The sequence below is a fragment of the Caldifermentibacillus hisashii genome, assembly GCF_039654145.1.
Classification (GTDB): Bacteria; Bacillota; Bacilli; order Bacillales; family Caldibacillaceae; genus Caldifermentibacillus; species Caldifermentibacillus hisashii.
This window is the reverse complement of sequence record NZ_CP155467.1, coordinates 1,396,235-1,422,255: the sequence shown is the minus strand read 5'-3', so window position 1 is coordinate 1,422,255 and position 26,021 is coordinate 1,396,235. Positions and strand designations below refer to the sequence as shown.

Sequence of the window (26,021 nt, the reverse complement as noted above, 5' to 3'; positions counted from 1 at the left end):
CTATTTTTCTCATTGATTATCCAATTTATTTTTTGAAATTAATGGAATTCATCATTGTTGATTTTTTCATTTTCCACTAAAGAAATTTCTGTTCAAAGTCTTTAATGATCATTGCTATTTTATTTGGGGTTGTTGCCTTATCCAATCGCATTCGAAACTCCGGATTTTGTAAAAGGTTAACAAGATGGAAAAAGGCATTTAAATGTTTCTTCGCATCAACCACACTTAAGCAGCATACATATTGGACAGCTTTTCCTAAAAAATCAACCGGATCTTTGAGTCGAATCAGGTTCATGCCGACGCGATTGCTTCCATCATCGGTTGCTGCATGAGGAACAGCGAAACCTTCAGAAATGACAATATAGGGACCGTAGTTTTTCACACTTTGAATCATTGCGTGAACATATCGTTCTTCAATAGCCCCCTCTTTCAATAACTTTTGTGCGGACTTTCGAATGGCCTCTTCATACGTACCACATTCCACATCCAGTTGAATATGATCAGGTTGTAACAGTTGGTATAAATTTGGTTGTTGACTTTCCTCTTTGAAAAATCCGTAGACCACACTCATTAATTCATCTAACAGCTGGCTTGAGTAATCCTTCACATACTTATCTGTCACTTGAATGATTTGTTCCATTAATTGGTGCGGGTCTTTTTTACCATGTTCGTTTAAATCGATATGGATATTTTCCTTTTTAATCCGCTCAACCTTTTCATAAATACGTAAAATATCATTTCCGGTAAGATTTGGACTAATCACCACATAATCTATAGGTATGTCTTCAAGAGGAACGGTTGAAATAATTAAATCCACTTTTTGATTTGACTTGTTAAGTGCATGTAATAAATCATGGCGGGCGACAATATCAACAAATTTAAAGTTAAAATGATTATTTAATCTCGCTGCAATTAATTGGGATGTACCGACACCGCCGCCACAAACGACCATTACGTTGACTTTTGATGCACGATATTTTTTTCTCTCAATTGCGGCGCAAACATGTACCACAATATAATAAAGCTCGGACTCGTTAATCTGTTTCTCCAATGCTTTTTGGATAATATGAATGTTATTGTTGACTGCTTGGTAGACTTCGTGCGGAATACTTTTATCATCAAATACGTCCTCAATTTGAAAACTTGTATTGCCTCTGTTTGCAAAGGACTCCAAATGATTGACAAGATTTTCAAAAAACATATAGTCCCCATTTAGATCAATTTGTAACGCTTGGGATACTTCTTCAATAAATTTTCTTGTGATGATTTGTAGCTTAACAATTTCGGTATCTTCACTGCTTTTTTTCAAGTAGTTAAGGCCATTGAAAATATTACTAAGTAGCTTCTCTTCGTCTTCAGTGATTTCGACATCACAATACTGTGAAATCCTCTCGAAAATATTTTTCGAAATTTCAAGCCAATTTTCTCCCTCAATCCGAATGTTAGAGACATAAAACCCTTTTTGTATACGTTTAACTGTTATCAGTAAATAAATAAGCAGCTTATCGAATGACTCGTCGGTTAAACTGATATGATGAAGAGATTCAACTTCAATGATGATTTTTTCAATAATTTTTATGATCTCATCATTTTCGATTAATTTTAAAACGAAACTTTCAAAAGGATTAAAATTTGTCTTTTGCCGACCTTTACCTTGATAACAAGTTGAATAAATTTCAAACGCTAATTTTCTTTTATCCCGTTCGCTTCCTTCTACAAGTAAACCTTTATTCGGATGTGAGGTGACCTTTAAATGATGATCCCGGATATAAGCTTTTACATCCTTTAAATCATTTAGCAACGTTGCCCGACTAACATATAACCGATCAGCAAGGGAAGCAATGGTTACATACCCTTTAGCTTGAACAAGTAAAAGTGAAATAACAAGTTTCCTTTCAGCTTTTTCCAGCTTGTAGGAATAGAAATTGTTGTTTTCTAACAGTGCTGTGATTTCTTTTTGACTACCGGAAAAGCATACATTTCCATTTCCAAGCAGTTGAATTTGGTCGTGGCTATGGCTTTCAAGAAAACGATTGATTTCTTTTATATCATTACGTATCGTCTTCTCAGTTACCCCATGCAATTCTGCCAGCTCAGCAATACCTTGTTCCTTGTTAGCATGTTCAACCAGCTTTATAAGAATCTCACTTTTTCTTTTATCCATTCATAACCACCCACTGTCCTTTGCAAATAAATCATATCACGTATGCCTGACTCGAAACAGATTAAAAGGTTTCCTTCAAGAGGGAAAACTTTTCTACTATAAATACATGGGAGAAAGTTTTTTTCAAGGAACGAACGGAATACAGGTTTTTTTGAGGAAATTCTTTAGCAAGGATGAACACGTCCTGTTATAACAGATTTACTAATTCGTCCGGTTTTTCGATTGTTTGATCGGGATTAGCGGCTTCAAGTATTTCCCGATCACGGAACCCCCAAAGAACGCCAACCGTAAGCATTCCAGCATTTTGCCCGGTTTGTACATCAATTTCTGTATCACCGACAAAGATACATTCACCGGTTTTACAGCTAAATTGTTTGGCAATCCACTCAGCACTAGTCGGATTCGGTTTAACAGGAAAACGATCACTCTGACCAATAATCAAATCAAACATATTTTTCCCAAAAAGATGCTCAATAACCATAACAGCTCTTTCTTGCTTTTTATTTGTTAATACAGCCAATTTTAAACCTTTTTCTTTTAATATTTGGAGAGTTTCTTGGATCCCCTCATATGGCCTGACTTTATATGTACAGTTTTGTGCAAACATTTCGGTATACAATTTGAGTACTTGGGCAACGGTTTTTCCTTCAATATCACCTGCTGCACGTGTTGCCTTTCTTACTAACGCTTCTGTTCCGTCACCGGTAAAAGCCTTGTACGCCTCACTTGAAATTGGCGCCAGTCCAACCTGTTTTAAGCATGCATTACAAGTATAAGCAATGGATTCAAGAGTATCCGCAAGTGTCCCGTCTAAATCAAATATAGCTACTTTATACATTTAAAAAGCCTCCTATTATATGTTGAGATTGGTGTTTGTTTTGCAAAATTGACATTAAATGGAGATAAAAAGTGTTTGTATAGGAATGTGGAAAAAGTTGAGTGATTTAGTGTTATTAACCGGTATTTGTTACATCATTCACAAGAAATGCTTACAAATATCTCTTCCATAAAAGTTCCACCTAACGCATAATACCAAACATCTTTAATAAATAAGGTAAAAAAGAGTGAAAAACACATATATTGATTTTTTGGAAATATACTCTATATGTTTATTTAGAAAAGGGATTCGTCCAACATTATGGATTTTCTCTTTTCTGTAGGCTTGTACATGTTTCAACGCATTTTTGTCACATTCCAGTGATTTGATAAAATTATTATCTCAACCGATTTAATCTCTCTTTATAGCGTTTTTCATTAAATATTGTGTGGTTTTTTAGCAAGTCATATATTTCTTCAAGTAGTACACTTGCTATCATTTCTTTTGCCTCTTTTTCTGAATAGCCCAGTTTCTTTAATCGATTTAATGTTTCCTTTACACACTTTGGATTATTCATAGCCAATTGGTTATCAACAACACCTAAAATTTGAGATTTCAACATATTATTAGTCATCATCAAGTCCTCTTTTTTGAATTTGGATAGCGATCCTTTTTCTTATTATTGTAAATTTATGAATGCTTTATTGCCACACCATTTTTGTTCATTTAACTAAATTATTTTGAAACAACCTATGACTTACTGAATTATAACTAAAAATGGTGTTCAAATTATGAATATAAAAAGAAAGAAGCAAGATCGTTTTTTCTGCTTCCCTATTTTTCATCGACAAGTATATCCGATATTTCTTTACTTTCCTTCATAAAACAATACACCAAATAAACCGATGATGCAAAAAAGAACCGGTGTAAAGAGTCCGTAATAATATCCGGTGCTACTATTTCCAGGTGTCAATTGAATATGGTCCAATATTGCTCCAAATATTCCGGGCAACAAAACGGCACTCAAGAAACCGCCCGTATTCGCAAAGCCTGTGACAAAACCGGCTTCCTTTACCGAAAAAGATTGGCGAACAGCAGCAAAAGTTAAAGAGTTCGCCCCAAAACAAAACCCAATGATTAGAAAAAGAAAAACTAATATTACTATCGGTGGACGCCCATCAAAGAAAAGAAATGTGGACCAACAACATAAATTGACGAGATAAAAGAAAATGTACGGCCTTTTAATTTCTTCCAGTCGACTTGATATCCATCCAATGACAGGTGCACCGATTAACGCCCCGGTAAAACTTAACATAATGAGTTGACTTGCATCCATTCGCGACATTCCATATATATTCATCGCATAGGGCACTGCCCAGGAACTAATAAATCCAATGAACCCGCCAACAATCCCAAAGTGGCAAAAAAATAACATCCAAGCTTGTCGAGTCGTAAAAATTCTACGGAGGATTACCGATAATTTTTCCCGTTCACTTTCCTTTTTCACAAATAAAGCTTGTTGCTGTTTTTTGGTAAGAATAATATAAAGAAACATGCCACAAACACTTAAGATGATGCCGGATAAGAGGAATGTCCCTCTCCAGCCAAGGAAGTCAATTACCGCTGAAAAAGGGACCGATGCGAAAAGAAAGCCTAGGCTACCGGTCATTCCTGCTACACCAATTAAACGGGTAAATTCTTTTTTACTAAACCAAATGCCTAATATAAGAACTAAGTTCACCCAAATAGTTGAATCACCGATCCCGGTTAAAATACGGGCGAAAAATAAAATTGCTTCATTGGGTGCCAAACTGTAAATCATATTCCCGACTCCTGTAAGCAGTGCCCCGACAATAAGAAAAAAATTTGGTCCAAACCGATCTGCCATAAGCCCCATTGGAATTTGTAAGCCGGTATATACGAAAAACTGAATACTTGTTATGAATCCAATCGTTGCCGCTGATGCATGAAAATCGAGCATCAATTGTTCAGTAATTAAACCCGGTGCCGTACGTTGGGCCGACATGAACAAATACGTAAACAAAACCGAGGCAAAAATCACCCACCTAAATTTCTCATTTCGTTTTTCCAATGAATTCGACTCCCATATTCGTTTACCTTATATATATGATGGGATGCATGATCGGTTTAAAGGGAAAAGTATACTGTTATTTGTTTTTTGAAATCTTACCATATCATATTAAACACTTGAGTTTCGGATGCTAAAGACAGATGCAGTTTCGTCGACAAAAAAGAAAGGTTCTCGCCTTAATATGTCGACAAGAGGTTCGTCGTCAAGAATAGGATTTTCCCGCCTAATAATGGTGACGAGAATAAGTCTCATCGACAAAACAGAGCTTTCCCTTTCCCCCTCCTCAAAATGGTGACGACAACGGGTTTCGCCGATTTATTGGTTTTTCAAGCAAGGTGCAAAACTCAAGTTAAATATTTAACTCCATCCACTCATTTGTTTCCTGGAATCCAAATTTTTTGTACACAGGTTTCCCCAATTTCGAAGCGCCTAGCCATAATTTTGAAACGCTCAATTCCTTCGCTTCATCAACAAGTATTTTCAACAATTTTGTCGCAATTCCTTGCCCACGATAATCTTCTCTTGTAAACATATTTGTGATATACCCCTGTTTTCCGGTTTTATTCGTAAACGATGGAGGAAAATCATAAAAGATAATTGCCCCGCATGCGATTATTTCGTTCTGATCTTCTACTAACCATTGAATAAGTGATCCATCAGTAAGTTTGCTTTGAAAAAAATCGTACAGTTCTGTGTCGATATCAATATTAGGTTCGATCCCTTCATCCACCAATTGTTTTTTTCTCAGTTCCACCAATTGATTAAGATCTTGAATGGCAGCTTTACGGTATTTCAAAAAAATCTTCCTCCTCCTGAATTTTTTCTAGTTTGTAAAAGCTTATAATCTGGTAATTTTTCATTTGACTTTAGGCATCAATCGTGTTGATACCTATACTTTTCGAAATATTCAATTAATAACAAATAAATACCAATCCCGCTTCCATAATACCCATTTATTAATTAAAATTTATTTATAATGGTCTCTACTTGATTTGTTATCATTTCGATTAATTCTGCAGCATGCAAATTTTTGCTTAATCGAGGATTTTGCCCGCACCAAAGCGCCATAAACTCTTTATTTTTCTGTTTTGCGGCTTCTGACCGGATATCTTGTGTAAGTATGTTTTGAATTGGATAGGCTGGCAAAGTAGTCTCGTGCTCTTTCATTTTTTTGATAAACGCATTGTTCAATCCCCTGGCTGGCTTACCACTGAATGCCCCAGTGATGACTGCCTGTTCTTCGGTAGCGTTTAATATTGCTTTTTTATGCAGTTCATTTGCTCCACTTTCTTTACAGGTAACAAAGGCTGTCCCCATTTGAACTGCTTTCGCTCCCAATACTAGAGAAGCTAAAACTCCTCTGCCATCCGTGATACCGCCGGCTGCAATAATAGGAATAGAAACCTGATCCGCTACTTGCGGAATAAGTGCCATTGTTCCGATCATTGAATGGTCAAAGGATTCTGCAAAACTACCCCTGTGCCCCCCGGCTTCACTACCTTGGACCACAATCATATTCATTCCAGCCGCTTCATTCATTATTGCTTCTTTGACTGTTGTGGCTGTGCCAATTGTGATAATGCCATAATTGTTTAATTTATCAATAATTTCTCTCTGAGGAATGCCAAACGTAAAACTGCAAACAGGTACTTCATATTTTAAGACGATTTGAATCTGTTCATCAAAAACAGCGGTATCGATTTGCGGAACATCATTCTTTTTTTCGATTCCTAACATTTGCCGGATAGGTTCCAGCAGCTGATTTGCACTTTCAATTTCCTCCTGTAAGACATCAGGTTTTTCAGGGACAAACAGATTGACACCAAAGGATTTAGAAGTCAAGTCCCTTACTTTTTGAATATTCGACTCTAATTCTTCCGGAGTCATATAACCCGCCCCGATCATCCCAAGACCACCAGCATTTGATACAGCGGCAACAAGTTCAGGAGTCGTGATCCCCCCGGCCATTCCTGCTTGTATAATCGGAAATTTGATTGATAGTTTGTTGGTTACTTCTGTTTTATTCCACATGTCATTTCCCCCTCGGATAAATATAATCCCCTAAAATTCTCCAAGAGAAACAGTTCATTCGTTTCTTTGTTTCATTATTTTCATTATCGTCCAACTATTCCTATTGTAGTATTTCTTGCCATTTTTGGAAAGTCAAATTACTTGTTATTATGGTTGACTTCCCAAATTTTAAGATACATAGAAAAATAGTCATTTAATCTTTCCAACTATGTTTTAGTTGTGATTCCAAAACTTAGAGGTCAGTATGTGAAAAAATCAAAAACGAAGGATCTCCCATTGCCTTATCGCCCGATTTTTCTGTTATAATTATTTACATTCAAAACAAATAAGTTCTGCTATTTTCCATTTTCAAAAAATGTCAGGGGGAACTACGATTGATTTCACTGGAAAACATTTCGCTTAAAAGAGAAGGAAAAACAATTTTAAAAAATGTTTCTTGGGCAGTTACTCGAGGGGAACATTGGAGTATCTTAGGTTTAAACGGTTCGGGAAAAACAACTTTATTAAAAATTATTAACGGATACCTTTGGCCAACAGAGGGGCGTGTCCGTGTACTGGATCAAACTTTTGGGCAAACAAATATCCCGGAATTACGGAAGAAAATTGGCTGGGTTAGTTCTTCCATTCAACAGCGATTTCGGCCAAGTGATTCGGTATTATCCATTGTATTAAGCGGGAAATTCGGATCGATTGGGTTGTATGACACGGTACAGAAAAGCGATATAGAAAAAGCCCATGATTTAATGAAATTATTAGCTTGTGAAACATTTATGAATCAGAACTATGAGTCATTATCTCAAGGTGAACAGCAAAGGGTTCTAATTGCACGGGCATTGATGGCATCCCCTGAGCTATTAATTTTGGATGAACCTTGTACCGCTTTAGATATAAAAGCAAGGGAACAATTTCTAAGATTTATTGAAAAAATAGCAAATGAACCTGGGGGACCGACGCTCATTTATGTTACGCATCATGTAGAAGAAATTTTGCCCGTATTTACGCATACTCTTTTGTTACGAAGTGGAGAAGTTATCGCTTCCGGTCAAACAGATGAAATTTTGACGGAAACAAATTTGTCCACATTCTTTCAACAACCGGTTTCAATCCAAATACATGACGGTCGTACATGGATTGCATTAATACGAACCGAAAATATCTCGATTGAAAGGCTGGTCTAATACAGCTTTTTTCAGTATAGCGAAAGTATAAAATATAGATGAAAAACGATAAAACGGTAGATTTCAATAAAGGGCGTCGGGGAGTGTCTTTTGGACGGTTTGGGTTTGTTTCATCTTCATTTTGTGTAATAAAGCCGATTGGACTTATTTTAGTTTCTCTGTCGAGGAGTGTTTAAACAATTAGTACTCGCTTCAATTGATATATCATTTTTTATAGAGCTGAATATCAGTGTTTCTCCATTAGCTTTAACGGTCTTGTATCAAAAAAGGCCTTTCCTCTTTAAGAACAAATATAGTTCTCTTAAGGAAAGACCTTTATTTTCTATTAAACTGCTAAGCTGTGATGATGCTCGGCTTCATTGTTTTTGTATTTTTGATTAAATTTCCAGATGAAATAGCCGAGTGAAATCAACATCGAGCCAATAATAAATACCGCTAAAATTCCGGCATTTTGCCACATAAAGCTGTAATCTCCGCTTGAAATGACTGCTTTAAATCCTTTCACACTGTAAGTCATCGGTAAAAGCGGATTAAAGAATTGGACAGCTTTCGGTATTACTTCTAACGGGAATGTACCTGCACTTGATGTTAACTGTAAAATCAAAATCAAAATTGCAATGAAACGTCCCGGATTGCCTCCCAAAGTAACTAAGAATTGAATTAGTGTTATAAACGTTAAACTGGTAAAAATCGTAAATAAGTAAAATAGCGGAACATTTTGTACATCAATATCCAAGACATACAAAACGAGCGTTGCAATGAATAACGATTGAATGACTCCTATCGTTACCATTACTGCCAATTTACTTACAAACCAACTCCAACCATTTTTTGGAATTCCTGCCGAGTCAACCAATGGAAAAATAATGGTTAACAATAATGCACCGACAAATAAACCTAATGATATAAAATATGGTGCAAAACCAGTACCGTAATTCGGTACTTTATTGATATGCGCCGAGTCAACTTCTGCAGGGCTTGCCATCATATCATACGTTTTATCATTGGCATGCAGTGAACTTGCTTCATCAGCAGCTTCACTTAATTTTTTATTCAACTCATCGGTACCGGCTTGCAATTGATTTGTACCGTCAGCAAGTTGAACGGAACCTTCTGCCAATTGACCTGCACCAGAACTTAATTGACCGGAGCCATCAACTAATTGACCCATGCCGGCATTCAATTGATTGGCACCTGAAGCTAATTGATCAGCACCTGCTTTGGCCTCACCTAATTTTTGCGTAAATAAACCAAAACTTGATAAATATTGATTTTGACCATTGCTTAATTGCAAAGCACCTTGTTTTAGCTGCTGAGAACCTTGATCCAGCTGGCTAATACCGGTTTGTAATGCTTTTTGACCTTCCTGTACTTGTTGAAGACCGGCAGTTAGCTGATTAAATACCGGATCTGTTGACGCCTTAATTTGAGCAGCCAATTGCCCGGTAAGTTCATTCGTATTTGTTGAACTACTGTTATTGTTAATTCCGGCAATAATTTGTTGCTTCAGTTGGTTCACTAATGCTGTTCGATCAACGGATCCAGCCAACTGTTCTCTTTGTTCGGGCGGGAGTTGTTGAATCAATGGTTGCAGTGCGGCCAATTGTTGTTGTTGATATTGAATGATAAAGTCTGCCAATTGATTTGCCATCTCATCTGCGGAAGCGATACTCGATTGTTTGACAAGAGCCGGCAATTGACTGCTCAAGCCACTTGCCAATTGATTCGGTAGTTGTGCCTGAACACTTGTAATCCCATTCTTGACTTTGTCGGTTCCTTCAATCAATTCAGGTAATTTTCCATTGATTGTTGAAATTCCTGTACTTGCTGAATTAATTCCATCGTATAATGCATCTGTCCCTGCTTTTAAATCTTTTGATGCAGATAACAGTTGACTCCCGGCATCATTCAATTGACCAATTCCACCTGAAAGTTTTCCTGCACCATTAGTTAAATTTTTTGTTCCATTTCCAGCAGTTTGAATGCCTTCCGTAAATTCAACTGATTTTTCTGCTAAAGTTTGCAAATTATCCTTTAGCGTCTTTGCTCCTTCATTTAAATCATTAGCACCTTCATTCAGTTTCCCTGTCCCGTCACTGGCAGATTGGAAACCATCCGCCATTTTCATTGCGGTATCAAACATTGTTTCAGCATATGTTTTTGAAACTTCAGCGGAAACTGAATCACGAATTTTTATTACAGCCGTTTCACCAATTTGGCTGGCAAGAAAATTATAGCTGTCATTTGGCATAAATTTCAGCTGAAGTTTTTTTGGAGAATCATCCAATAAAGTTGTTGCATTTTCCGAGAAATCTTCAGGAATTTCGATGATCATATAATAAGTCAGATCATCAAGACCATCCATTGCTTTCTTCTTTGAAACAATTTGGAAATCAAAGGAATCATTATCTTTTAAGTTATCTACCAGGTTTTTACCAATATGCATTTCTTTTCCATCCATTGTGGCGCCTTTATCCAAATTAACAACTGCGACAGGAAGCTCACTCATTTGTGCATAAGGATCTTTAAAAGACCAAATAAACATCCCGCCGTAAATAAGCGGTACGAAAAGAATTGCAATGATTGGAATCAAAACTTTTTTATCCTTGAGTATTTGTTGGATTTCTTTTCCAAATAATTTTATGCCATTCAAGGAAATTACCTCCTCTACTACTAATTGACCGAAACAGTCATTTGGTCAAGTTATGAATAAATGATAGGATCATCATGATTATGACAATCCTAAATTTCTCCCATACATGAATCTACCTTTTAATGATTGGCAGATATGCCTTGGAAAATGTAAAGATCCAGAAGTTCAGCAAGTTCTTCTTTTGACAAGGAAGGATTATTTTTTTCCCAATCAAAAATCAATGCAACGTAAACTTTTAGAATAACAAATGCGGTTATTCTTGGATTGCATGGGCGAATGTCTCCAGCTTCTATCGCTTGTTTTAAAATATTGGTAATGTAATTAATGATCGCCTCTTCAAAATTGTTCAACGCTTCAACAACTTCAGGTGTGCCAAATTTGGCTTCTTCAAATAATTTTATTGCCAATTGATGCTTGAGACGGTATTCCAACATTTTATAGATGGCACGATGAACATTTTCATGAAAGGACAGACCTGCTTCAAATGTTTCTTCCGCAGCTACCCGCATTTCATTAATTAAGTCTTCCATAATATAATGGAGCAAATCCTCTTTATTATTAAAAAATGTATAAATGGTACCTTTCCCGACATTTGCCAGTTTCGCAATTTGTTCCATCGAAGTTGCTTTATAACCGAACAGTGCGAATGATTTCCCCGCTGCATCAACAATCTGCTTTTTTCGATCCACTTTCACCAACAATCACCACCCTGATTGACCAAATGAACGATTCAGTCATTTAGTACAAAATATAATTTAACCCTCTTTTTCATAAAAGTCAAGACAAAAATTTTTATTTTTTAACTGGTTGGTAAATGTAAGAAAATTGTCGAATTTAGAAGAAAATTGTATTTGTTTCGTTGTCGAATATTCATGAATATACTATAATAATTATTAAAATAGAACTTTTATCGATTATTTATTTTTTAAATCTTTTATAGAAAAGGTGATGAAAATCATACAGTCAACACTTTCCAATATGGCAATTATCTTTGTGCTGCATTTATGTATGGATTATGTTGTAAGGGAAAAAAGACGGGTACCTGATTGGCTTTTGCCGATAATTGTCGTAGGTCTCGTTTCTTTCTCTGTCATCGCCATTTTTTATTTGCCCATTCGGTTTGATGGTTTTCAGTTTGACCTGCGTTTTATCCCATTAGTATTTTTGGTTGTTCGTTGGGGATGGAAATATGGATTATCGGCTTTACTGATTACATCTCTCTGGCGTTTAGGGATGGGGGGAATTGGTAGTGTTCCGGGTGTCATTTTCGGAATGGTCTTTCCGGTTCTTTTGGCATTACTGTTCCGGAAAATCGGGAAACATTATCAGCTAAACTCGTTCTTCGTTTTTTCATTAATCACCCTTTGTTGGCTTTTCTGTGATGTCCCTATTATTTTTATTGTGCCAAATGGCTGGGAAATATTTAAAGAGATTATATTTATCCGTTATGGTTCTTTTATACTAACGGGATACACGTTATCATTTTTTATTCGTCAGTCGATAAAAGAAAATGAATGGAGAGAGCAACTGCAATATTATGCAGAACATGACCCGTTGACAGGTTTATACAATTTACGAACATTTATGACGTATGTTAAAAATCATTTCTCCCCAGCAAAACAAAATTATATTGTCATGGCTGATATCGATCATTTCAAACATATCAATGACACATATGGTCATTTGAGTGGAGATGCCATCCTGACACAGTTGGCAGATGTATTCAAAAACATGGCAGCCCAAATGACCGGAGTAAATATTCTTATTGGCAGATATGGCGGTGAGGAGTTTATATTTTTTATTGAGATGGAAGAAGACAAAGATATTCAATCAGTCGTAACCGCTTTTCAAGATAAGGTTAGGGAGACACCTTTTTATCTGGAAGACACAAAAGAAAAGATTAATCTCACCTTGTCTTTTGGTGTTTGCCCAATCGAGAACATTAATGACCTGACACATTCGACCGGAAAAGCGGATAAGTGTTTGTATCGTTCAAAAAATAATGGGCGGAATCAAATCAGTTATGCATAAATCGAAATTGAAATCGGATACATCCTGACACAGAAACGGTTATAGCCTCCCTAAAAGCAGTAGTGCCGCTTTTTAGGGAGGCAATATATTAATATCACAGAAAAAAGTATACCTTGAATTCATGGTTGCAAAGACAAATAAAGACAACATTCTTGTAAAATTAGCAATATATATCCTTAATACTTTGCTCCATTTTTTCGTTACAGAGTGGACATGACTTTTCCTCCAAAAGGGAATCTTCATAAGAATCAATCCGCATCCAGGCATTGCATTTAGGGTTTATACAGTCCCAGACTAAGATAGATTCTACCAGCCGTTTTTCTCCTTTTTGTTGTTTTGAGTTTGATCGTGTTTGTCCCCAAACCGATTGATCCCGTTCGGCTTCCGGGTCGGTGAATGCTTCTAAAAGGAATCGGGAAACTTTCAATTTTTCTCCCCGATACTCAGCCGGTGAACTAATATATAATTCTTCTTTTGCCCTGGTAACTGCCACATAAACAAGTCTTCGTTCTTCTTCAATAGCCGGATCACTTTTCTTCCTCTCATTAAAAATCATATCTTCTCTCACATTTGCTTCAATAGCTGATTTATGAGGTAAAATCGTGTCTGAGGCTCCAAGCAAATAAACAACCGGAAATTCCAAACCTTTTGCTTTATGAATCGTCATCAATTTCACGACATTTGCTTCCGGATCTTTTCTTAATTTTTCCATCTCCTTATTACGTTCAATAATAATATCGACAAAACATAAAAACTCCGAAACCGTTTCAAAACGTCGAGCAGATGATTCGAGTTCAGCAAGCATCTCACGCATGATCTCTTTATGGGTAGTCACATGTTTTCGTTCATCCGTTTCCATATATTTGTCGTAAACTTGCCTGATTGCCCTAACGGCTTTCATTGGTTTTTTCTGGTTTATTTTTTCGATTAACTGAATCCGCTGCCTGATTTGTTTCTTTTGAAACTCTTTGAGATGCGGGATTTCTAATGCATGGATTAATAAATTTTTTGCCGGATGAAAAAAATCTCTTTCCTCTATAAATAATCCAGTCTTTTCGCGATTAAGATACAGCGTCGGTAAAATTCCTTTAACTGCGTCCAAATTACGCCCATCAATAGCCAGCCGCAAATGATCAAGGACCGGTTTAATGAGGCCGTGTTCATAAAACGTATATGAAGACCCGAAAGTGACGAAAGGGATGCCACGTAAAACAAGTTCATCAAAAATCGCCCGGTTGTTACTGTTATTTCGATATAGTATCGCAAAATCTTTAAAATTCCTCTGCCCTCGATGAACTGCTGATAAAATATTTTCAATGATTATCGTTGCTTCCTCATCCGCTGTACTTGGACGAATAAAAGATGGATCTAATTCACTTTCTATTGTTGCGTCCAACTTTTTTTCATAACGATTTTTATTAAATGAAATAATCGTATTTGCTAATCCAACGATGCTTGTTGTGGACCGGTAATTAACATTTAAATAATATGTTTTCGTTTCTTGAAAGTTTTTACTGAAATTTAAAATGATAGATGAATCTGCCCCATTAAATTCAAAGATCGTCTGGTCATCGTCTCCCACCACAAAAAGATTATTTTGGGGCGCTGCTAACATTTTTATCAGTTCATACTGAATCGGATTCGTATCTTGCCATTCATCACATAAAATAAATTGAAAGCGACCTTGAAGTGTATTTAATAGACCCGGATGATTCTTCAACAAATGGTAGGCGTCAAGGAGGATGTCGTCAAAATCCATATAATTGTTTTCTCGTTTCCTTTGTTCGTAAGTTTGCAAAATCGATTTTATTTCTTTGTCGACTGGTGACTTTTCAGGCAGGTCACTAACTTGCAACATTTTATTTTTATAGTGAGATAAAAGGACTGTTAGTGTTTCCGGTTCATATGCATCTGAAAGGTTCATTTCCTTCATGATTATTTTTAGTATCGTATGTTTATGTTTTTCATTGCTGAGGATTTGCCGGCGATCCCCCTGTCCGCGTAATATTTGTAAAAATATTGAATGGTAGGTTCCCGTTAAAATATGTCTCACCATCTGCCAGGAAAGTCCCGGTAATGTGGAAAGTCTTTCCTTCATTTCGTCGGCTGCTTTTTTAGTAAATGTGAGTAACAGAATTTGGCTTGGAGCGACTTGATGATAAGCGATTAAATATCCTACACGTGATGTTAATACCCGTGTTTTTCCGCTACCGGCACCGGCTAAGACAAGTGCGGGACCGGTGAAATGCCGAACAGCCTCAAGTTGTGATTGATTTAACTTTATCCCTCTTTTTTCAAGTGCCCGAAAATAATATGCATCTTTTTCACTATTTTTTACTAAATCAATGGTTGTTTTTGTATCAGCCAAGTTTGTTTTGTGAATCTTTCTTTTTGTCGCTCCCGCAGGAAACGGGTAGAACGTCGATTCTTGGTTTGATTTGCTTCCTTGACTGTTGTTACCCTCATATTTTTTTGTGAATTCCGTTTTCCGTTCCTCCATGAAAGACACCTTTCCAATATAAATCAATATGTTCTTTTACATAATACCATTTAATTGTCTGGTTAACATCCAAAAACTGTTTTTGTAAACTTGAATCTAGGTACACTATATTTCCTGCTAATTTTTTGGTTTTATTGCTGAATATTAGGGGGACTGGTGAATCTCGGGTTCCGACAGTTGAATTTTCTTGTTTTCTGTTGAATTATAAGGAGACACTGGTGAATTGTGTATCCCTACTGTTGAATAATGTCCGTCTACTGTTGATTTTCTCCTGACATTCTTAATTGTCTACAGGTCGACGAGTGCGTCAATGGAAATATTAACAATCGTTCTCCTCTTTTTTTTCCCTTAAATTTTTTGTCCCACTGTATAACCCGCTTGCAGATAACCCAAGCATGATGCCAACAAGAATCCCTTCTTTCAATGGAGCCGACAAATAAAAAATACCAAATAAAATCCCAAGAACAAGGGAAACGAGTGGTGAAAACTTAGATGGCATTCCTAATCGTTTAAACACTTCTACGACTCCTAAAATTAAGGGAATAATGACCACATCATAGTAGGTAAACATATAAACTTCCCTCCATTAATAATGGTTTCAAAAAAGTGTGGAAAAAGGTTTGGTAGAACGTCAATAAATTAGCTTCTTTTTTTACTAGTATATTAAGGAGACTTACAAATGGTGGCGGCCATTATCCTTTTTCAAAAGTGGAACTTCATTCAATGAGAAAGTCGAGATCCCCCTCCTTTTTTCCTCTTCATTTCCGGAGTCAATTAACCTGAGATCATTAAATGCAAATAAACCCACAAAAATCTGTGGGTTTTAAAAATCTACTTCCATATTGAATTAACAGCTTCCCAATACCTCATAAATCGCTTTTGCAACACCGTTTTCTTCATTTGTTGCTGTGGTCCAATCGGCTGCGTTTTTCACGGTATCTTGTGCATTACCCATGGCAACCCCAAAACCTGCTTTCTTAATCATAGAAATATCATTCAAGCTGTCACCAACAGCCATCACATGATCCATCGTAAACCCTAGCCTATCACACACTTTTTCCAAAGCTGCCCCTTTATTAATACCAAGAGGGTTGATTTCCAAGTTAGTCGGACTGGAATTGGTAACTTCCAAATCATCCTTCCTTAATTCTTCTATAATCATATTTCTTAAGTTTGTATCATGAATGTCAAAGCCGAATTTTAACCACTTATATTTACTGAGATCCACATGATGGGGAATATTGTTATGAAATATTTCCCCTTCCGTAATTGCCCAGTAAGTTAAATTATGTATGTTTGCCAATTTCCATAACCGTTCAATTTGTTCTTTCCTAAATAAATGCTGCTCAATCAGCTTCCCGCGACCCTCCCAAATTTCACTTCCATTGATTGTAACAGAAAATGAACTTAAATTCAGTTCATCCATATATCTTTCAATTTGCTGAAAAGGTCTCCCGGTACTAATAACAATTTGAATATCAGATTCTTTTGCTCTTTTAATTGCCTTTTTATTTTCCTCCGTTATTTCTTGATTATGATTTAACAATGTTCCATCCATATCTAAAGCGATTAGTCGGATTTCCCGTTTCACTGCCATCATCCTTTCTCTCTCTTTCATTCTAACATGAATAAACTGTACACGGTATTTGAATTAATAATAGACCTTTTATCAGACATCCCCAACTGAATAATTCCCACCAAAAGGTTTTTACGGAAAATTTTATACAACATTTAAAAAAACTCGACATTTTGAACATCGCAAACAAATTAAAACGAATGAATCCTGATTAGTTCTGAAAGCTTATATCAAAATAGATTGATCATTACTACTTTATCACGATTTCCAGTAATAAACGATGGATTCATAAGGTCTTAATCGAAGCTCGCCCTAAGTAGTTTGAGAGTCTCTGTAATTGGATATGATAATAGTTGGATTTTTCACAACTTCAACCGGAAGTGACACATCGACCATATTTCCATAAAAATTACTAATAACCAACAAATGTTCATTTTTCCAATTTTGCATGTAAGCAAAAACATTTGGGTCATCCTCAATTAATAACCGATAATCTCCATTACTAATAATATCATAAGTCTTCCGCAACCGAATTAATTTTTGATAATGATAAAAAATCGAGTCCGGGTCCTGTATCGATTTTTCCGCATTAATTTCACTAAAATAATATTGACCGGTTTTTTCATCAAATTGCCATGCCGAGCCACCAAATTTTGACTGCCAATTATTCGGTTCTTTTCCGTCCACCGGAACTTTCCAAATATAATAATCACGATATGGATTGTTTCGAGATGAGGCGGATTTTTTGAACCACTCATGCTCTGTTGACGTATGGTTTAGTACTATATCCATAATGATTTTGAGATTGCGTTGATGTACTCAAAGGTTCCGCATGCTACAGAAATAATCACTGTTATTATCATTAGAATCATTTTTATATGCTCCTATGTTCATAGTATTCTTTATGGAGTTTATACTTAGTGTAGTTCGCGATTCCGTTATCATTGGTGAATACTACATAATTATCTCTGTCCTGGTTAATGTATAAATTTCCAGCAAAAATACAAATTCGACTTAGTAAGAAATTTTTAAGCTCTACTTGATCTGTTCTCACCTAACCACCGAATTTTTTATGTATCATATAAATTATTGTACCATAACGAAAAAAACCTTTTAAAATTTTTACATTTGCCGGCAATTAATTCTACTTGTGATACCTTTAACCAAACTAGTACTTTGATAGAAGAAAAATCTATAAAAAAATAGAGGCTAGGAATAAAATTTTTCCAAGCCCTAAATTGTAATCGAAAGTGTTTTTGCTTAAAAATCATACTTTCATAAGTACTGCAATTTTTCGTGTTATTTACTCTTTTGTACCTCTTAAGTGAACCACTCCTCCGTATGAAAGGATAAATTTATTTTACATTTGCAATGGTTGCCGAATCAAGTGGGAATAAATCGCTAGACGTTCGCTCATGCTCCTCCAAATAATTTTTTACTAAATAGTATCCAACACAATAACCGAGCATTTTCGGGAGCAAACGGAAACCGTAAAGAAATTCTTGATGTTTTGGATGGCTTTTTGGGATATTTCTGTTTGGATAAATGATTTTTTTCCACATTTGATTCAACTGTCCTTCTGTATAATAGGATGTCCATTTAGCAAGATATTCTTCACCAACCAGTTCTCTTACTGCATTTTCCGCAAGACCTTCCAAAATAATGGAATCCAACAATACATAATTTTCTTCCTGCTTACCATTCTTTGCCAGCCGGCAGACATGGTTATATTCATGGACCAACAATGCTCTGATTTCATTATCGCTATTTTGGTCGGACAAAAAAAGAAATAATTTATCTTTAAAAGCTAATCCTGATTTTCCATTTTGATCACGCATGATCTTCGGATTACTCATTTCTGATGGAAAAATAAAAATGGGGATATCCGGACCGTTCCACAACTTTTGCAGTTTTGTCGCTTCCGTCTGTACCAGCTTCCAAATATTATGCTTTTGCCATTTATTTATTGCTTTTTTTATATTTGTTGAAGGTTTTCTATACATGCCGTGCCATGTTAAATATTCGTATATTTCTTCAGATGCTGCCCCTCCAAAATGTGATTTTAATTTTTCACAAAGTGTTAATGGCTGTTCATATCCGTTTAACAACCATTGATCAGTAGGAATAACAGTCATATGAGACCTCCTCATATCAGCCAAATGTAATGAACATCAAATTTTCCCTTTTAACTCCATCGTTGTATAAATGTCACGAAATCCGAGTTTTCGGTATAATTGTTTTGCATGATTGCCTTCGAATACATTCAATTGAATTCTGTCATAGCCCATTTTATTCAACTGCCGGCATGCTTCTTCACATAATTGTTTGGCAATGCCTTTTTTACGGAAAGGAGGTAAAACATATAATTCTGGTATAATACCTATTACCTGGTCCGTGTAAAAATCATAATTTGTACCAATTCCAATCCAACCTTGAATCGTATTATTTTCCATATAAACGAGATAGAACCCGCCATTATTTAAAAATGGCCAAATTAATTCTTTCGCTTTCTGCCAACTTGGAACAACATTGCCAACTGTCGCTTCATCCATCACGTCCAAAGCACATTTCAATATTTCTTTCGTCTGCTGAATCGTTGCTTTTTGGATAGGCAAATCATCTACACCCCTTTTTTAACGTTTAGAATATCCTATGATTGCCATCAAAATAAATCCAATATTTCTGAAAGCAAAAGAAAAGTTTTTCTCCGGTGAATCATATTTAAAGAAGACTCGACGATTAAGGTAGAGCAGTGCAATAGTTGAGCTTATACTACATCGAGTTCGCAACTGTGCTTAAATTTTTTCATTAAGTATAAAAAACCTCGACTGTTTATCGAGGTTTTAACAAAAATGAATTTTTCTTCATTGTTACCAAAAGAAAAACGGAAGGATTGCTAACGATACAATAGCTCCCAGTGCAAGTCCATAGGTAAAGCCATAGCCCCAACCATAATATCCGTAACCAAAGCCGCCGAAATTTCTTGGTCCGCCAAGAGGTCGAATATATACTTTTCGCGGGTTAACATCTACTATAATTCCTCTGTGCACACTCCCATCACGTGTTTTAATATGAACCGCTTTTCCCCGATATCGATTGCATAAATGATAAATGTGAGCTGACACATTCACACCTCCATTATTTTTCAAGCTACATTATCATATGGGATTTCTTAAATACGGAAATGGACAATTATATTAGGATATGTGTGGATTTTAAAATACGATACGGAAGCCTTCAACCATCAAGGAAACTTTGATGTAGGATTCCTTGAAATGCGCGAACTCCGCTTTCGAAGCTAACAAAAAAATTGTTCAAGATTTTTTATACTGAAAAAAAGACTGTCCCTCTTAGTGGAGACAGCCTTTTTAATTCCTTCGTTATATTATTTTTTTAAGTGGAATGGTACAGTGCTGACAACAACATTTTTACGCAATAATAAAAATTCACGAATCATCAAACTTGATTGGTTATGCAAAAAGTAATGCCACCCTTTTTTTGGGATAAATTGCGGAATAATGACCGTCACATTATAATGATTCTCATTTGCCTTTTTATTAACAAAATCAATAAATTTGGAAAGTGGACCAATTATACTACGATAGTAAGAATATAACGTCACAATTCTTATATCCGGATGTACTTTTTTCCATTTTTCCTCAAGCTTAATAATATTTTCTCGGTCAAATCCAACATAGACAGCGATAATTTGGTCGGGTGATAAAGACTTTGCATAATTTAGTGAATTTTCTACAACAGTCGTAATACCGGAAACAGGTAAAACAATGATATTACCTTGTATCGGTAAGGCAGAAGCTGCTTCTTGAATTCGCAGTTGCTCACCGACAGCTTCATAGTGTTTTCGAATTTGATGAAAAAGGATAATAATAATTGGCAAGAAAATAAACACCGGCCATACTTGAGTTAATTTCGTTATAAAAAACATCATTGTTACGATAAAGCAAATGAATGTACCAATCGTATTGATAATGAATTTTGTTACCCAGTTTGCCGGCTTTTCCCGTAACCATTTCAACATCATCCCTGTTTGGGCCAACGTAAACGGAATAAATACACCGACCGCATACAACGGAATAAGATGTTCCGTATTTCCTTTAAAAATTAAAATCAGTATAATGGCTGCTACACCTAAAGTAACGATACCATTAGAAAACACAAGTCTGTCGCCCCGATTTGAAAGCATTCGTGGCAAATACTTATCCCTGGCAAGATTAACGGCTAAAAGTGGAAAAGCTGAGTATCCGGTATTTGCTGCAAACACAAGAATTAAAGCTGTTGTCCCTTGAATAAAATAATACATCCAGTTTCGACCAAATGTTTGAGAAGCAATCTGCGAAACAACGGTTTCTCTTGCACTGGGTGTAATTCCGTAATAATAGGCCAAGAAAGTAATCCCAGAAAAAAGAACAGCAAGAATCAGTCCCATTGAAACTAGTGTTTTTGCAGCATTTTTCGGAGCCGGATCCCGGAAATTAGGAATCGCATTGGAAATTGCCTCAACACCGGTTAAAGCTGAACTTCCTGAAGCAAATGCCTTTAGTAATAAAAATAGAGAAATACCTGCCACCGGTGTCCCAATCGATGTATGGTTTTCTGCAGGGACCACACCTGAGCTAATATTAAAAAGTCCAACACCGATCATAATAATTAAAGCAAATACAAATAAATAGACCGGATAAGCCAGTATCGATGCAGACTCCGTAATTCCCCGGAGGTTTAATAAAGTAATAAGTAAGACAAAGGCGACAGCAATTGCGACTTTATGATCGTGTAAAATTGGAAATGCAGAAGTTATCGCATCCGCCCCCGCTGACACACTGACAGCAACCGTTAAAATATAGTCGACCAATAGGGAACCACCGGCAATTAATCCAAAGTCTGCACCGAGATTTACCCTCGAAACCATATATGCTCCACCGCCGCGGGGATACGCATAAATAATTTGCCGATAAGATAAAATTAGTGCGATTAATAAAATTAGAATTCCAACCGCAATTGGGAGTGAGTACCAAAGAGCTGCCGCCCCTAACGTCACCAAAACAATCAAAATTTGTTCCGGACCATAGGCGACGGAAGAAAGTGCATCTGAGGATAAAATCGCCAATGCTTTTGTTTTGGATAATTTTTGTTCACCTAATTCGGTTGATTTTAATGGTCTGCCAATAAGCAATCTCTTTAATGCAGTTACCAAAGTTTTCACCTTCTATAAGTAAATAATCTGTAAACTTAGACTTTCCATTTCGAAACAAAACAAAGCTGGTTTTCCTTACCAAATTTGATAAAGAAAAGCGTATGGCCCCCGCTTTGCGAAGTTTGCTAGTTGCTTGCGACCGCATCTAGAAAATAAAAACTTGTCTTCAGGCTGTTCACTAGTATTTTTTTACAGAAAACAAAAAATGCCTACAGTTCTCCGGTCAAGACTTTGTAGACACAAATATTTTCATTCAAAATTTCACCTTCCCTTTCAATAACGCTTACGAGGTTAGCTGGCGGATTCGGGACATTGAATATCCCTACCTAAAGGATTCACCCCTTGGATTTATATATAAAATCCATCGTTGGTTCCCCCGTACAATATTGTTTCAGCGACTTAAACAAGGTAACAGATGATATATTACTCCCTTTTTTTTCACTTGTAAATGATAAAATGTGAAATAAATTGTAGTTTTTTACGAAAGTTTTATTACGAATATCCCGATGTTTTAAGTTGTCATTCAGAAGTAAAAGATATACGATAAAACTATATTTCTCATTTTAAATAGGGGGATGTTAAAAATGATTATTGGGGTACCAAAAGAGATTAAAAATAATGAAAATCGTGTCGCAATTACACCATCAGGAGTCATCCAATTGATTGGTGCAGGACACACAGTACTTATTGAAAAAAATGCAGGGGAAGGCAGTTCGTTTTCAAATGCAGAATATGAACAGGCCGGTGCAAAAATTATAAATAGCGCCTCGGAAGTTTGGGAAAAGGCACAAATGATATTGAAAGTAAAGGAGCCGCTCCCGTCAGAGTATCCATATTTTCGACCGGGATTAATCATTTTTACCTACCTTCACTTGGCAAATGAATCTCAACTAGCCAGAGCACTGATAGAAAATAAAGTGACAGCAATCGCTTATGAGACATTATCAGTCAATAAAACACTACCATTATTGACACCGATGAGTGAAGTAGCCGGTCGAATGGCTGTACAAATCGGTGCCCAATATTTAGAAAAATCCGAGGGTGGTAAAGGGATTCTCCTAAGCGGCATACCTGGTGTGAAACGTGGCAAAGTAACCATTATCGGTGGGGGAGTTGTTGGTACAAATGCGGCAAAAATCGCGCTTGGCTTCGGTGCTAATGTAACCATTGTCGATTTAAATTCAAATCGGCTCCGTCAGCTGGAAGAAATATTCGGTACACGTATTCAAACATTGATATCTAACTCGTACAATATTGCCGATGCGGTAAAGGATTCTGATTTGGTGATTGGTTCCGTCTTGATTCCGGGAGCAAAAGCACCAAAACTTGTCACAGAAGAAATGGTAAAAACAATGCAACCGGGTTCAGTGATTGTGGATGTCGCAATTGACCAAGGCGGCAATTTTGAAACGGTTGATCATCCGACAACGCATGATGACCCAATCTTTGTCAAACATGGTGTAATCCACTATGCGGTTTCTAACATTCCTGGCGCTGTTCCGCGAACTTCGACGATTGGACTGACAAATGTCACGATCCCATATGCTGTAGAAATTGCCAATAAAGGGCTCGTGAAGGCAATTACCGAAAGTGAAGCCATCAAATCAGCTGTCAATGTATTAAACGGGAAAGTTACTTATGAGGCAGTTGCCCGTGATTTAGGATTGACTTATGTGACGGTTGAAGATGCATTAGCCGCAGGAATTTACTGAACGAAACTGTACTAATGGAAAATGATACATTTAAGGATGAAAGCAAGTTCGAGACAAAATTAAGCAACGATGAAACGAAAAGCTCTTTTCACATAATTAATGAAAAGAGCTTTGTTAAATTTACGAGAAGAAACATCATATGATTTTTTGTTCTGCTTACAAAAGGTAATGAACCTTTTTTTACTCTAGTAGATTTTATCCCCATTAAAAATTGAATTTTTGACAATTACATAATCAACTTGACGGAGAGCACTTAATTTATTTCCACCGGCATAAGAAATGGATGATTGCAAGTCTTCTTCCATTTCCGTCAGTGTGTTTTGAAGCCGGCCTTTGTATTCCACCCACATTTTCTTCCCCTCGACATTCCGTCTTTCCCCTTTTTGAAACTCGGAAGCCGAACCAAAGTATTCTTTGTAAATTTTACCGTCAACGATTTTTGTTTCTCCCGGTGATTCTTCGTGACCGGCAAATAACGAACCAATCATAACCATAGAAGCACCGAAACGGATCGATTTGGCAATATCGCCGTGTGTCCGGATTCCACCGTCGGCAATGATTGGTTTTGTTGCGGCTTTTGCACACCATCTTAATGCAGCTAATTGCCAACCACCTGTCCCAAAACCGGTTTTTATTTTCGTAATACATACTTTCCCGGGTCCAATTCCCACTTTCGTCGCATCTGCCCCGGCATGCTCCAATTCTCTTACCGCTTCCGGTGTCCCGACATTTCCGGCAATAACAAACGATTCCGGAAGCAATTTTTTAATATGTTTAATCATGTCAATCACTGAATCCGAATGACCGTGTGCAATATCAATAGTAATGTATTCCGGAACGAGATTTTCATCGGCCAGCTGTTGGATAAAATCATATTCTCCATTCTTTACACCAACACTAATCGATGCATATAACCCACGGGCCTGCATATCTTTAATAAAATCGACCCGCTTTTCCGGATTAAAGCGATGCATAATATAGAAATACCCGTTTTCAGCTAAATATAGGGCAATTTTTTCATCAATAATTGTTTGCATATTGGCAGGAACGACCGGTAAACGGAATCTTCGTCCGCCAAATTCAATTGTTGTATCACATTCTTTTCGACTCTTTACAATACATTTAGCAGGAATCAGTTGAATGTCCTCATAATCAAATACTTTTCGCAAAATAATCACCTCTATATACGAATAATCTTAAATAAATTTTATTTTATTGTTCGCCATTAGCACTATACCTTATTTTTTCACTTCTGTCAAAGATTTTTAAATGAATTAATCCCGAATAAAATTATAAATAAAAAAGCCTTATCAGCTAAAAATAGATAAGACTCGTGAAAAAACATATTATTTTTGTAACTTCTCTTTAACAAATGGTAACTAGATCGCTTTACTTACTCGATCTGCCTTTTCTTTTCCCTACATTTAACACGACTCAAAATAATTGTGCTTTAGGCGTGTGCTATAGAAAAATGCCCTTTTTCGGGGCTGAACAAAATGATTAGCTTATTCCGGCTTTACATAATCAAATGTAAGCTCATCATCGTTCGGATCATAATTTACATGGAGATCATGTCCATCAAAAAACCAAACATCGGAAGTTTCTACATAAAAATCGATACCATCCTTTTCGGTGTAAACAGCCATATCAACCGGATCATTATCCTGGGTAAAACCAAGGGCAAAGTTTTTTTGTACCGGACTCGACCCATAAATTTTACTAAAAAACTTAACTTTATCACCTTTTTTTAAGCCCATTGACTCCTTAAACCATTCAAGTGCGTTTTGACTTATTATAATTTCCATAGTTCCACTCCTCGATGCTGTAGAATCTGTTTATTTTTAATTTATCTTTTCTGGGAAAATTCATTCCGACATTGGTCATGATACATTCATGATAACAAAACGATAAGTAGATGTTAAGGAAAAGCTTTGTTTTAAGTATTTATAATTGCTTTAATATTATTGACATAAAAAGCATAAGAATAGTAAAATCATTGTAATCGATTACATTTTTTTATATGAACACACTTTAGAAAGATTCTTTTAAACTATC

21 protein-coding genes, 1 pseudogene and 1 riboswitch are annotated in these 26,021 nt (G+C 36.3%); of the genes and pseudogenes, 3 read left to right on the top strand and 19 right to left on the bottom strand.

Annotated elements, in window-relative coordinates; all coding sequences use genetic code 11:
• Positions 1 to 76: 76 nt before the first annotated feature.
• The 6 genes from NSQ14_RS06705 to NSQ14_RS06680 form a co-directional block, all read right to left on the bottom strand.
• Positions 77 to 2,164 (bottom strand): BglG family transcription antiterminator, encoded by a 2,088-nt coding sequence (locus NSQ14_RS06705; RefSeq protein ID WP_346217016.1) that lies wholly within the window; start codon positions 2,162 to 2,164, stop codon positions 77 to 79.
• 187 nt (positions 2,165 to 2,351) lie between these two features.
• Complete coding sequence (locus tag NSQ14_RS06700) at positions 2,352 to 3,002, bottom strand: HAD family hydrolase (protein WP_269919894.1); 651 nt, start codon at positions 3,000 to 3,002, stop codon at positions 2,352 to 2,354.
• Between the two features lie 376 nt (positions 3,003 to 3,378).
• Positions 3,379 to 3,615 (bottom strand): hypothetical protein, encoded by a 237-nt coding sequence (locus NSQ14_RS06695; RefSeq protein ID WP_340496945.1) that lies wholly within the window; start codon positions 3,613 to 3,615, stop codon positions 3,379 to 3,381.
• A gap of 234 nt (positions 3,616 to 3,849) precedes the next feature.
• Positions 3,850 to 5,073, bottom strand: coding sequence for an MFS transporter (locus NSQ14_RS06690; RefSeq protein WP_269919893.1), 1,224 nt, complete (start codon positions 5,071 to 5,073; stop codon positions 3,850 to 3,852).
• 349 nt (positions 5,074 to 5,422) lie between these two features.
• The gene (locus NSQ14_RS06685; RefSeq protein WP_041846522.1) at positions 5,423 to 5,869 is read right to left on the bottom strand and encodes a GNAT family N-acetyltransferase; all 447 of its coding nucleotides are present in this window, start codon (positions 5,867 to 5,869) and stop codon (positions 5,423 to 5,425) included.
• A 164-nt stretch (positions 5,870 to 6,033) separates the two neighbouring features.
• A complete protein-coding gene (locus tag NSQ14_RS06680) occupies positions 6,034 to 7,104 on the bottom strand; it encodes a nitronate monooxygenase (RefSeq protein ID WP_346217015.1) in 1,071 nt (356 codons plus the stop codon).
• A gap of 374 nt (positions 7,105 to 7,478) precedes the next feature.
• On the opposite strand from NSQ14_RS06680, the gene NSQ14_RS06675 reads away from it, so the two are divergent.
• Positions 7,479 to 8,282, top strand: coding sequence for an ABC transporter ATP-binding protein (locus tag NSQ14_RS06675; RefSeq protein WP_346217014.1), 804 nt, complete (start codon positions 7,479 to 7,481; stop codon positions 8,280 to 8,282).
• Positions 8,283 to 8,607: 325 nt separating this feature from the next.
• Here NSQ14_RS06675 and NSQ14_RS06670 read toward each other — a convergent pair whose 3' ends face one another.
• Together NSQ14_RS06670 and NSQ14_RS06665 are read right to left on the bottom strand one after the other, a co-directional pair.
• Entirely contained in the window at positions 8,608 to 10,935 is a 2,328-nt protein-coding gene (locus NSQ14_RS06670; RefSeq protein WP_346217013.1) for a YhgE/Pip domain-containing protein, read from the bottom strand.
• Between the two features lie 119 nt (positions 10,936 to 11,054).
• Positions 11,055 to 11,630, bottom strand: a complete 576-nt coding sequence (locus tag NSQ14_RS06665; protein WP_176458924.1) for a TetR/AcrR family transcriptional regulator — start codon at positions 11,628 to 11,630, stop codon at positions 11,055 to 11,057.
• Between the two features lie 313 nt (positions 11,631 to 11,943).
• Here NSQ14_RS06665 and NSQ14_RS06660 point away from each other — a divergent pair, with 313 nt between their 5' ends.
• Positions 11,944 to 12,966, top strand: coding sequence for a diguanylate cyclase (locus tag NSQ14_RS06660; RefSeq protein WP_346217012.1), 1,023 nt, complete (start codon positions 11,944 to 11,946; stop codon positions 12,964 to 12,966).
• A gap of 160 nt (positions 12,967 to 13,126) precedes the next feature.
• Here the strand turns inward: NSQ14_RS06660 and NSQ14_RS06655 are convergent, their stop codons facing one another.
• The 9 genes and pseudogenes from NSQ14_RS06655 to NSQ14_RS06620 form a co-directional block, all read right to left on the bottom strand.
• Complete coding sequence (locus tag NSQ14_RS06655; protein ID WP_346217011.1) at positions 13,127 to 15,466, bottom strand: UvrD-helicase domain-containing protein; 2,340 nt, start codon at positions 15,464 to 15,466, stop codon at positions 13,127 to 13,129.
• Between the two features lie 319 nt (positions 15,467 to 15,785).
• Positions 15,786 to 16,037, bottom strand: coding sequence for a hypothetical protein (locus tag NSQ14_RS06650; RefSeq protein WP_041846524.1), 252 nt, complete (start codon positions 16,035 to 16,037; stop codon positions 15,786 to 15,788).
• 276 nt (positions 16,038 to 16,313) lie between these two features.
• Positions 16,314 to 17,063: a Cof-type HAD-IIB family hydrolase gene (locus tag NSQ14_RS06645; protein WP_034769336.1), complete on the bottom strand. Its 750-nt coding sequence runs from the start codon at positions 17,061 to 17,063 to the stop codon at positions 16,314 to 16,316.
• A gap of 291 nt (positions 17,064 to 17,354) precedes the next feature.
• Complete coding sequence (locus NSQ14_RS18890; protein WP_419468899.1) at positions 17,355 to 17,570, bottom strand: alpha-glucosidase C-terminal domain-containing protein; 216 nt, start codon at positions 17,568 to 17,570, stop codon at positions 17,355 to 17,357.
• A 75-nt stretch (positions 17,571 to 17,645) separates the two neighbouring features.
• A pseudogene (locus tag NSQ14_RS18885) lies at positions 17,646 to 17,858 on the bottom strand (alpha-amylase family glycosyl hydrolase); the annotation flags it as partial.
• A gap of 539 nt (positions 17,859 to 18,397) precedes the next feature.
• Complete coding sequence (locus NSQ14_RS06635; RefSeq protein ID WP_034769328.1) at positions 18,398 to 19,177, bottom strand: DUF2268 domain-containing protein; 780 nt, start codon at positions 19,175 to 19,177, stop codon at positions 18,398 to 18,400.
• A gap of 36 nt (positions 19,178 to 19,213) precedes the next feature.
• Positions 19,214 to 19,657: a GNAT family N-acetyltransferase gene (locus NSQ14_RS06630; protein WP_034769327.1), complete on the bottom strand. Its 444-nt coding sequence runs from the start codon at positions 19,655 to 19,657 to the stop codon at positions 19,214 to 19,216.
• Positions 19,658 to 19,912: 255 nt separating this feature from the next.
• Entirely contained in the window at positions 19,913 to 20,167 is a 255-nt protein-coding gene (locus NSQ14_RS06625; protein WP_034769325.1) for a hypothetical protein, read from the bottom strand.
• A gap of 260 nt (positions 20,168 to 20,427) precedes the next feature.
• Positions 20,428 to 22,254 (bottom strand): APC family permease, encoded by a 1,827-nt coding sequence (locus NSQ14_RS06620; RefSeq protein ID WP_034769323.1) that lies wholly within the window; start codon positions 22,252 to 22,254, stop codon positions 20,428 to 20,430.
• Between the two features lie 265 nt (positions 22,255 to 22,519).
• Positions 22,520 to 22,661: riboswitch (cyclic di-AMP (ydaO/yuaA leader) on the bottom strand.
• Between the two features lie 177 nt (positions 22,662 to 22,838).
• Here NSQ14_RS06620 and ald point away from each other — a divergent pair.
• Positions 22,839 to 23,966: an alanine dehydrogenase gene (gene ald / locus NSQ14_RS06615; RefSeq protein ID WP_034769321.1), complete on the top strand. Its 1,128-nt coding sequence runs from the start codon at positions 22,839 to 22,841 to the stop codon at positions 23,964 to 23,966.
• A gap of 185 nt (positions 23,967 to 24,151) precedes the next feature.
• Here the strand turns inward: ald and guaC are convergent, their stop codons facing one another.
• Positions 24,152 to 25,135 carry a GMP reductase gene (guaC, locus tag NSQ14_RS06610; RefSeq protein ID WP_041847446.1) on the bottom strand — a complete coding sequence of 328 codons (984 nt, stop codon included), beginning with the start codon at positions 25,133 to 25,135 and terminating at the stop codon, positions 24,152 to 24,154.
• A 336-nt stretch (positions 25,136 to 25,471) separates the two neighbouring features.
• Positions 25,472 to 25,771: a HesB/YadR/YfhF family protein gene (locus tag NSQ14_RS06605; RefSeq protein WP_034769313.1), complete on the bottom strand. Its 300-nt coding sequence runs from the start codon at positions 25,769 to 25,771 to the stop codon at positions 25,472 to 25,474.
• Between the last annotated feature and the right edge of the window lie 250 nt (positions 25,772 to 26,021).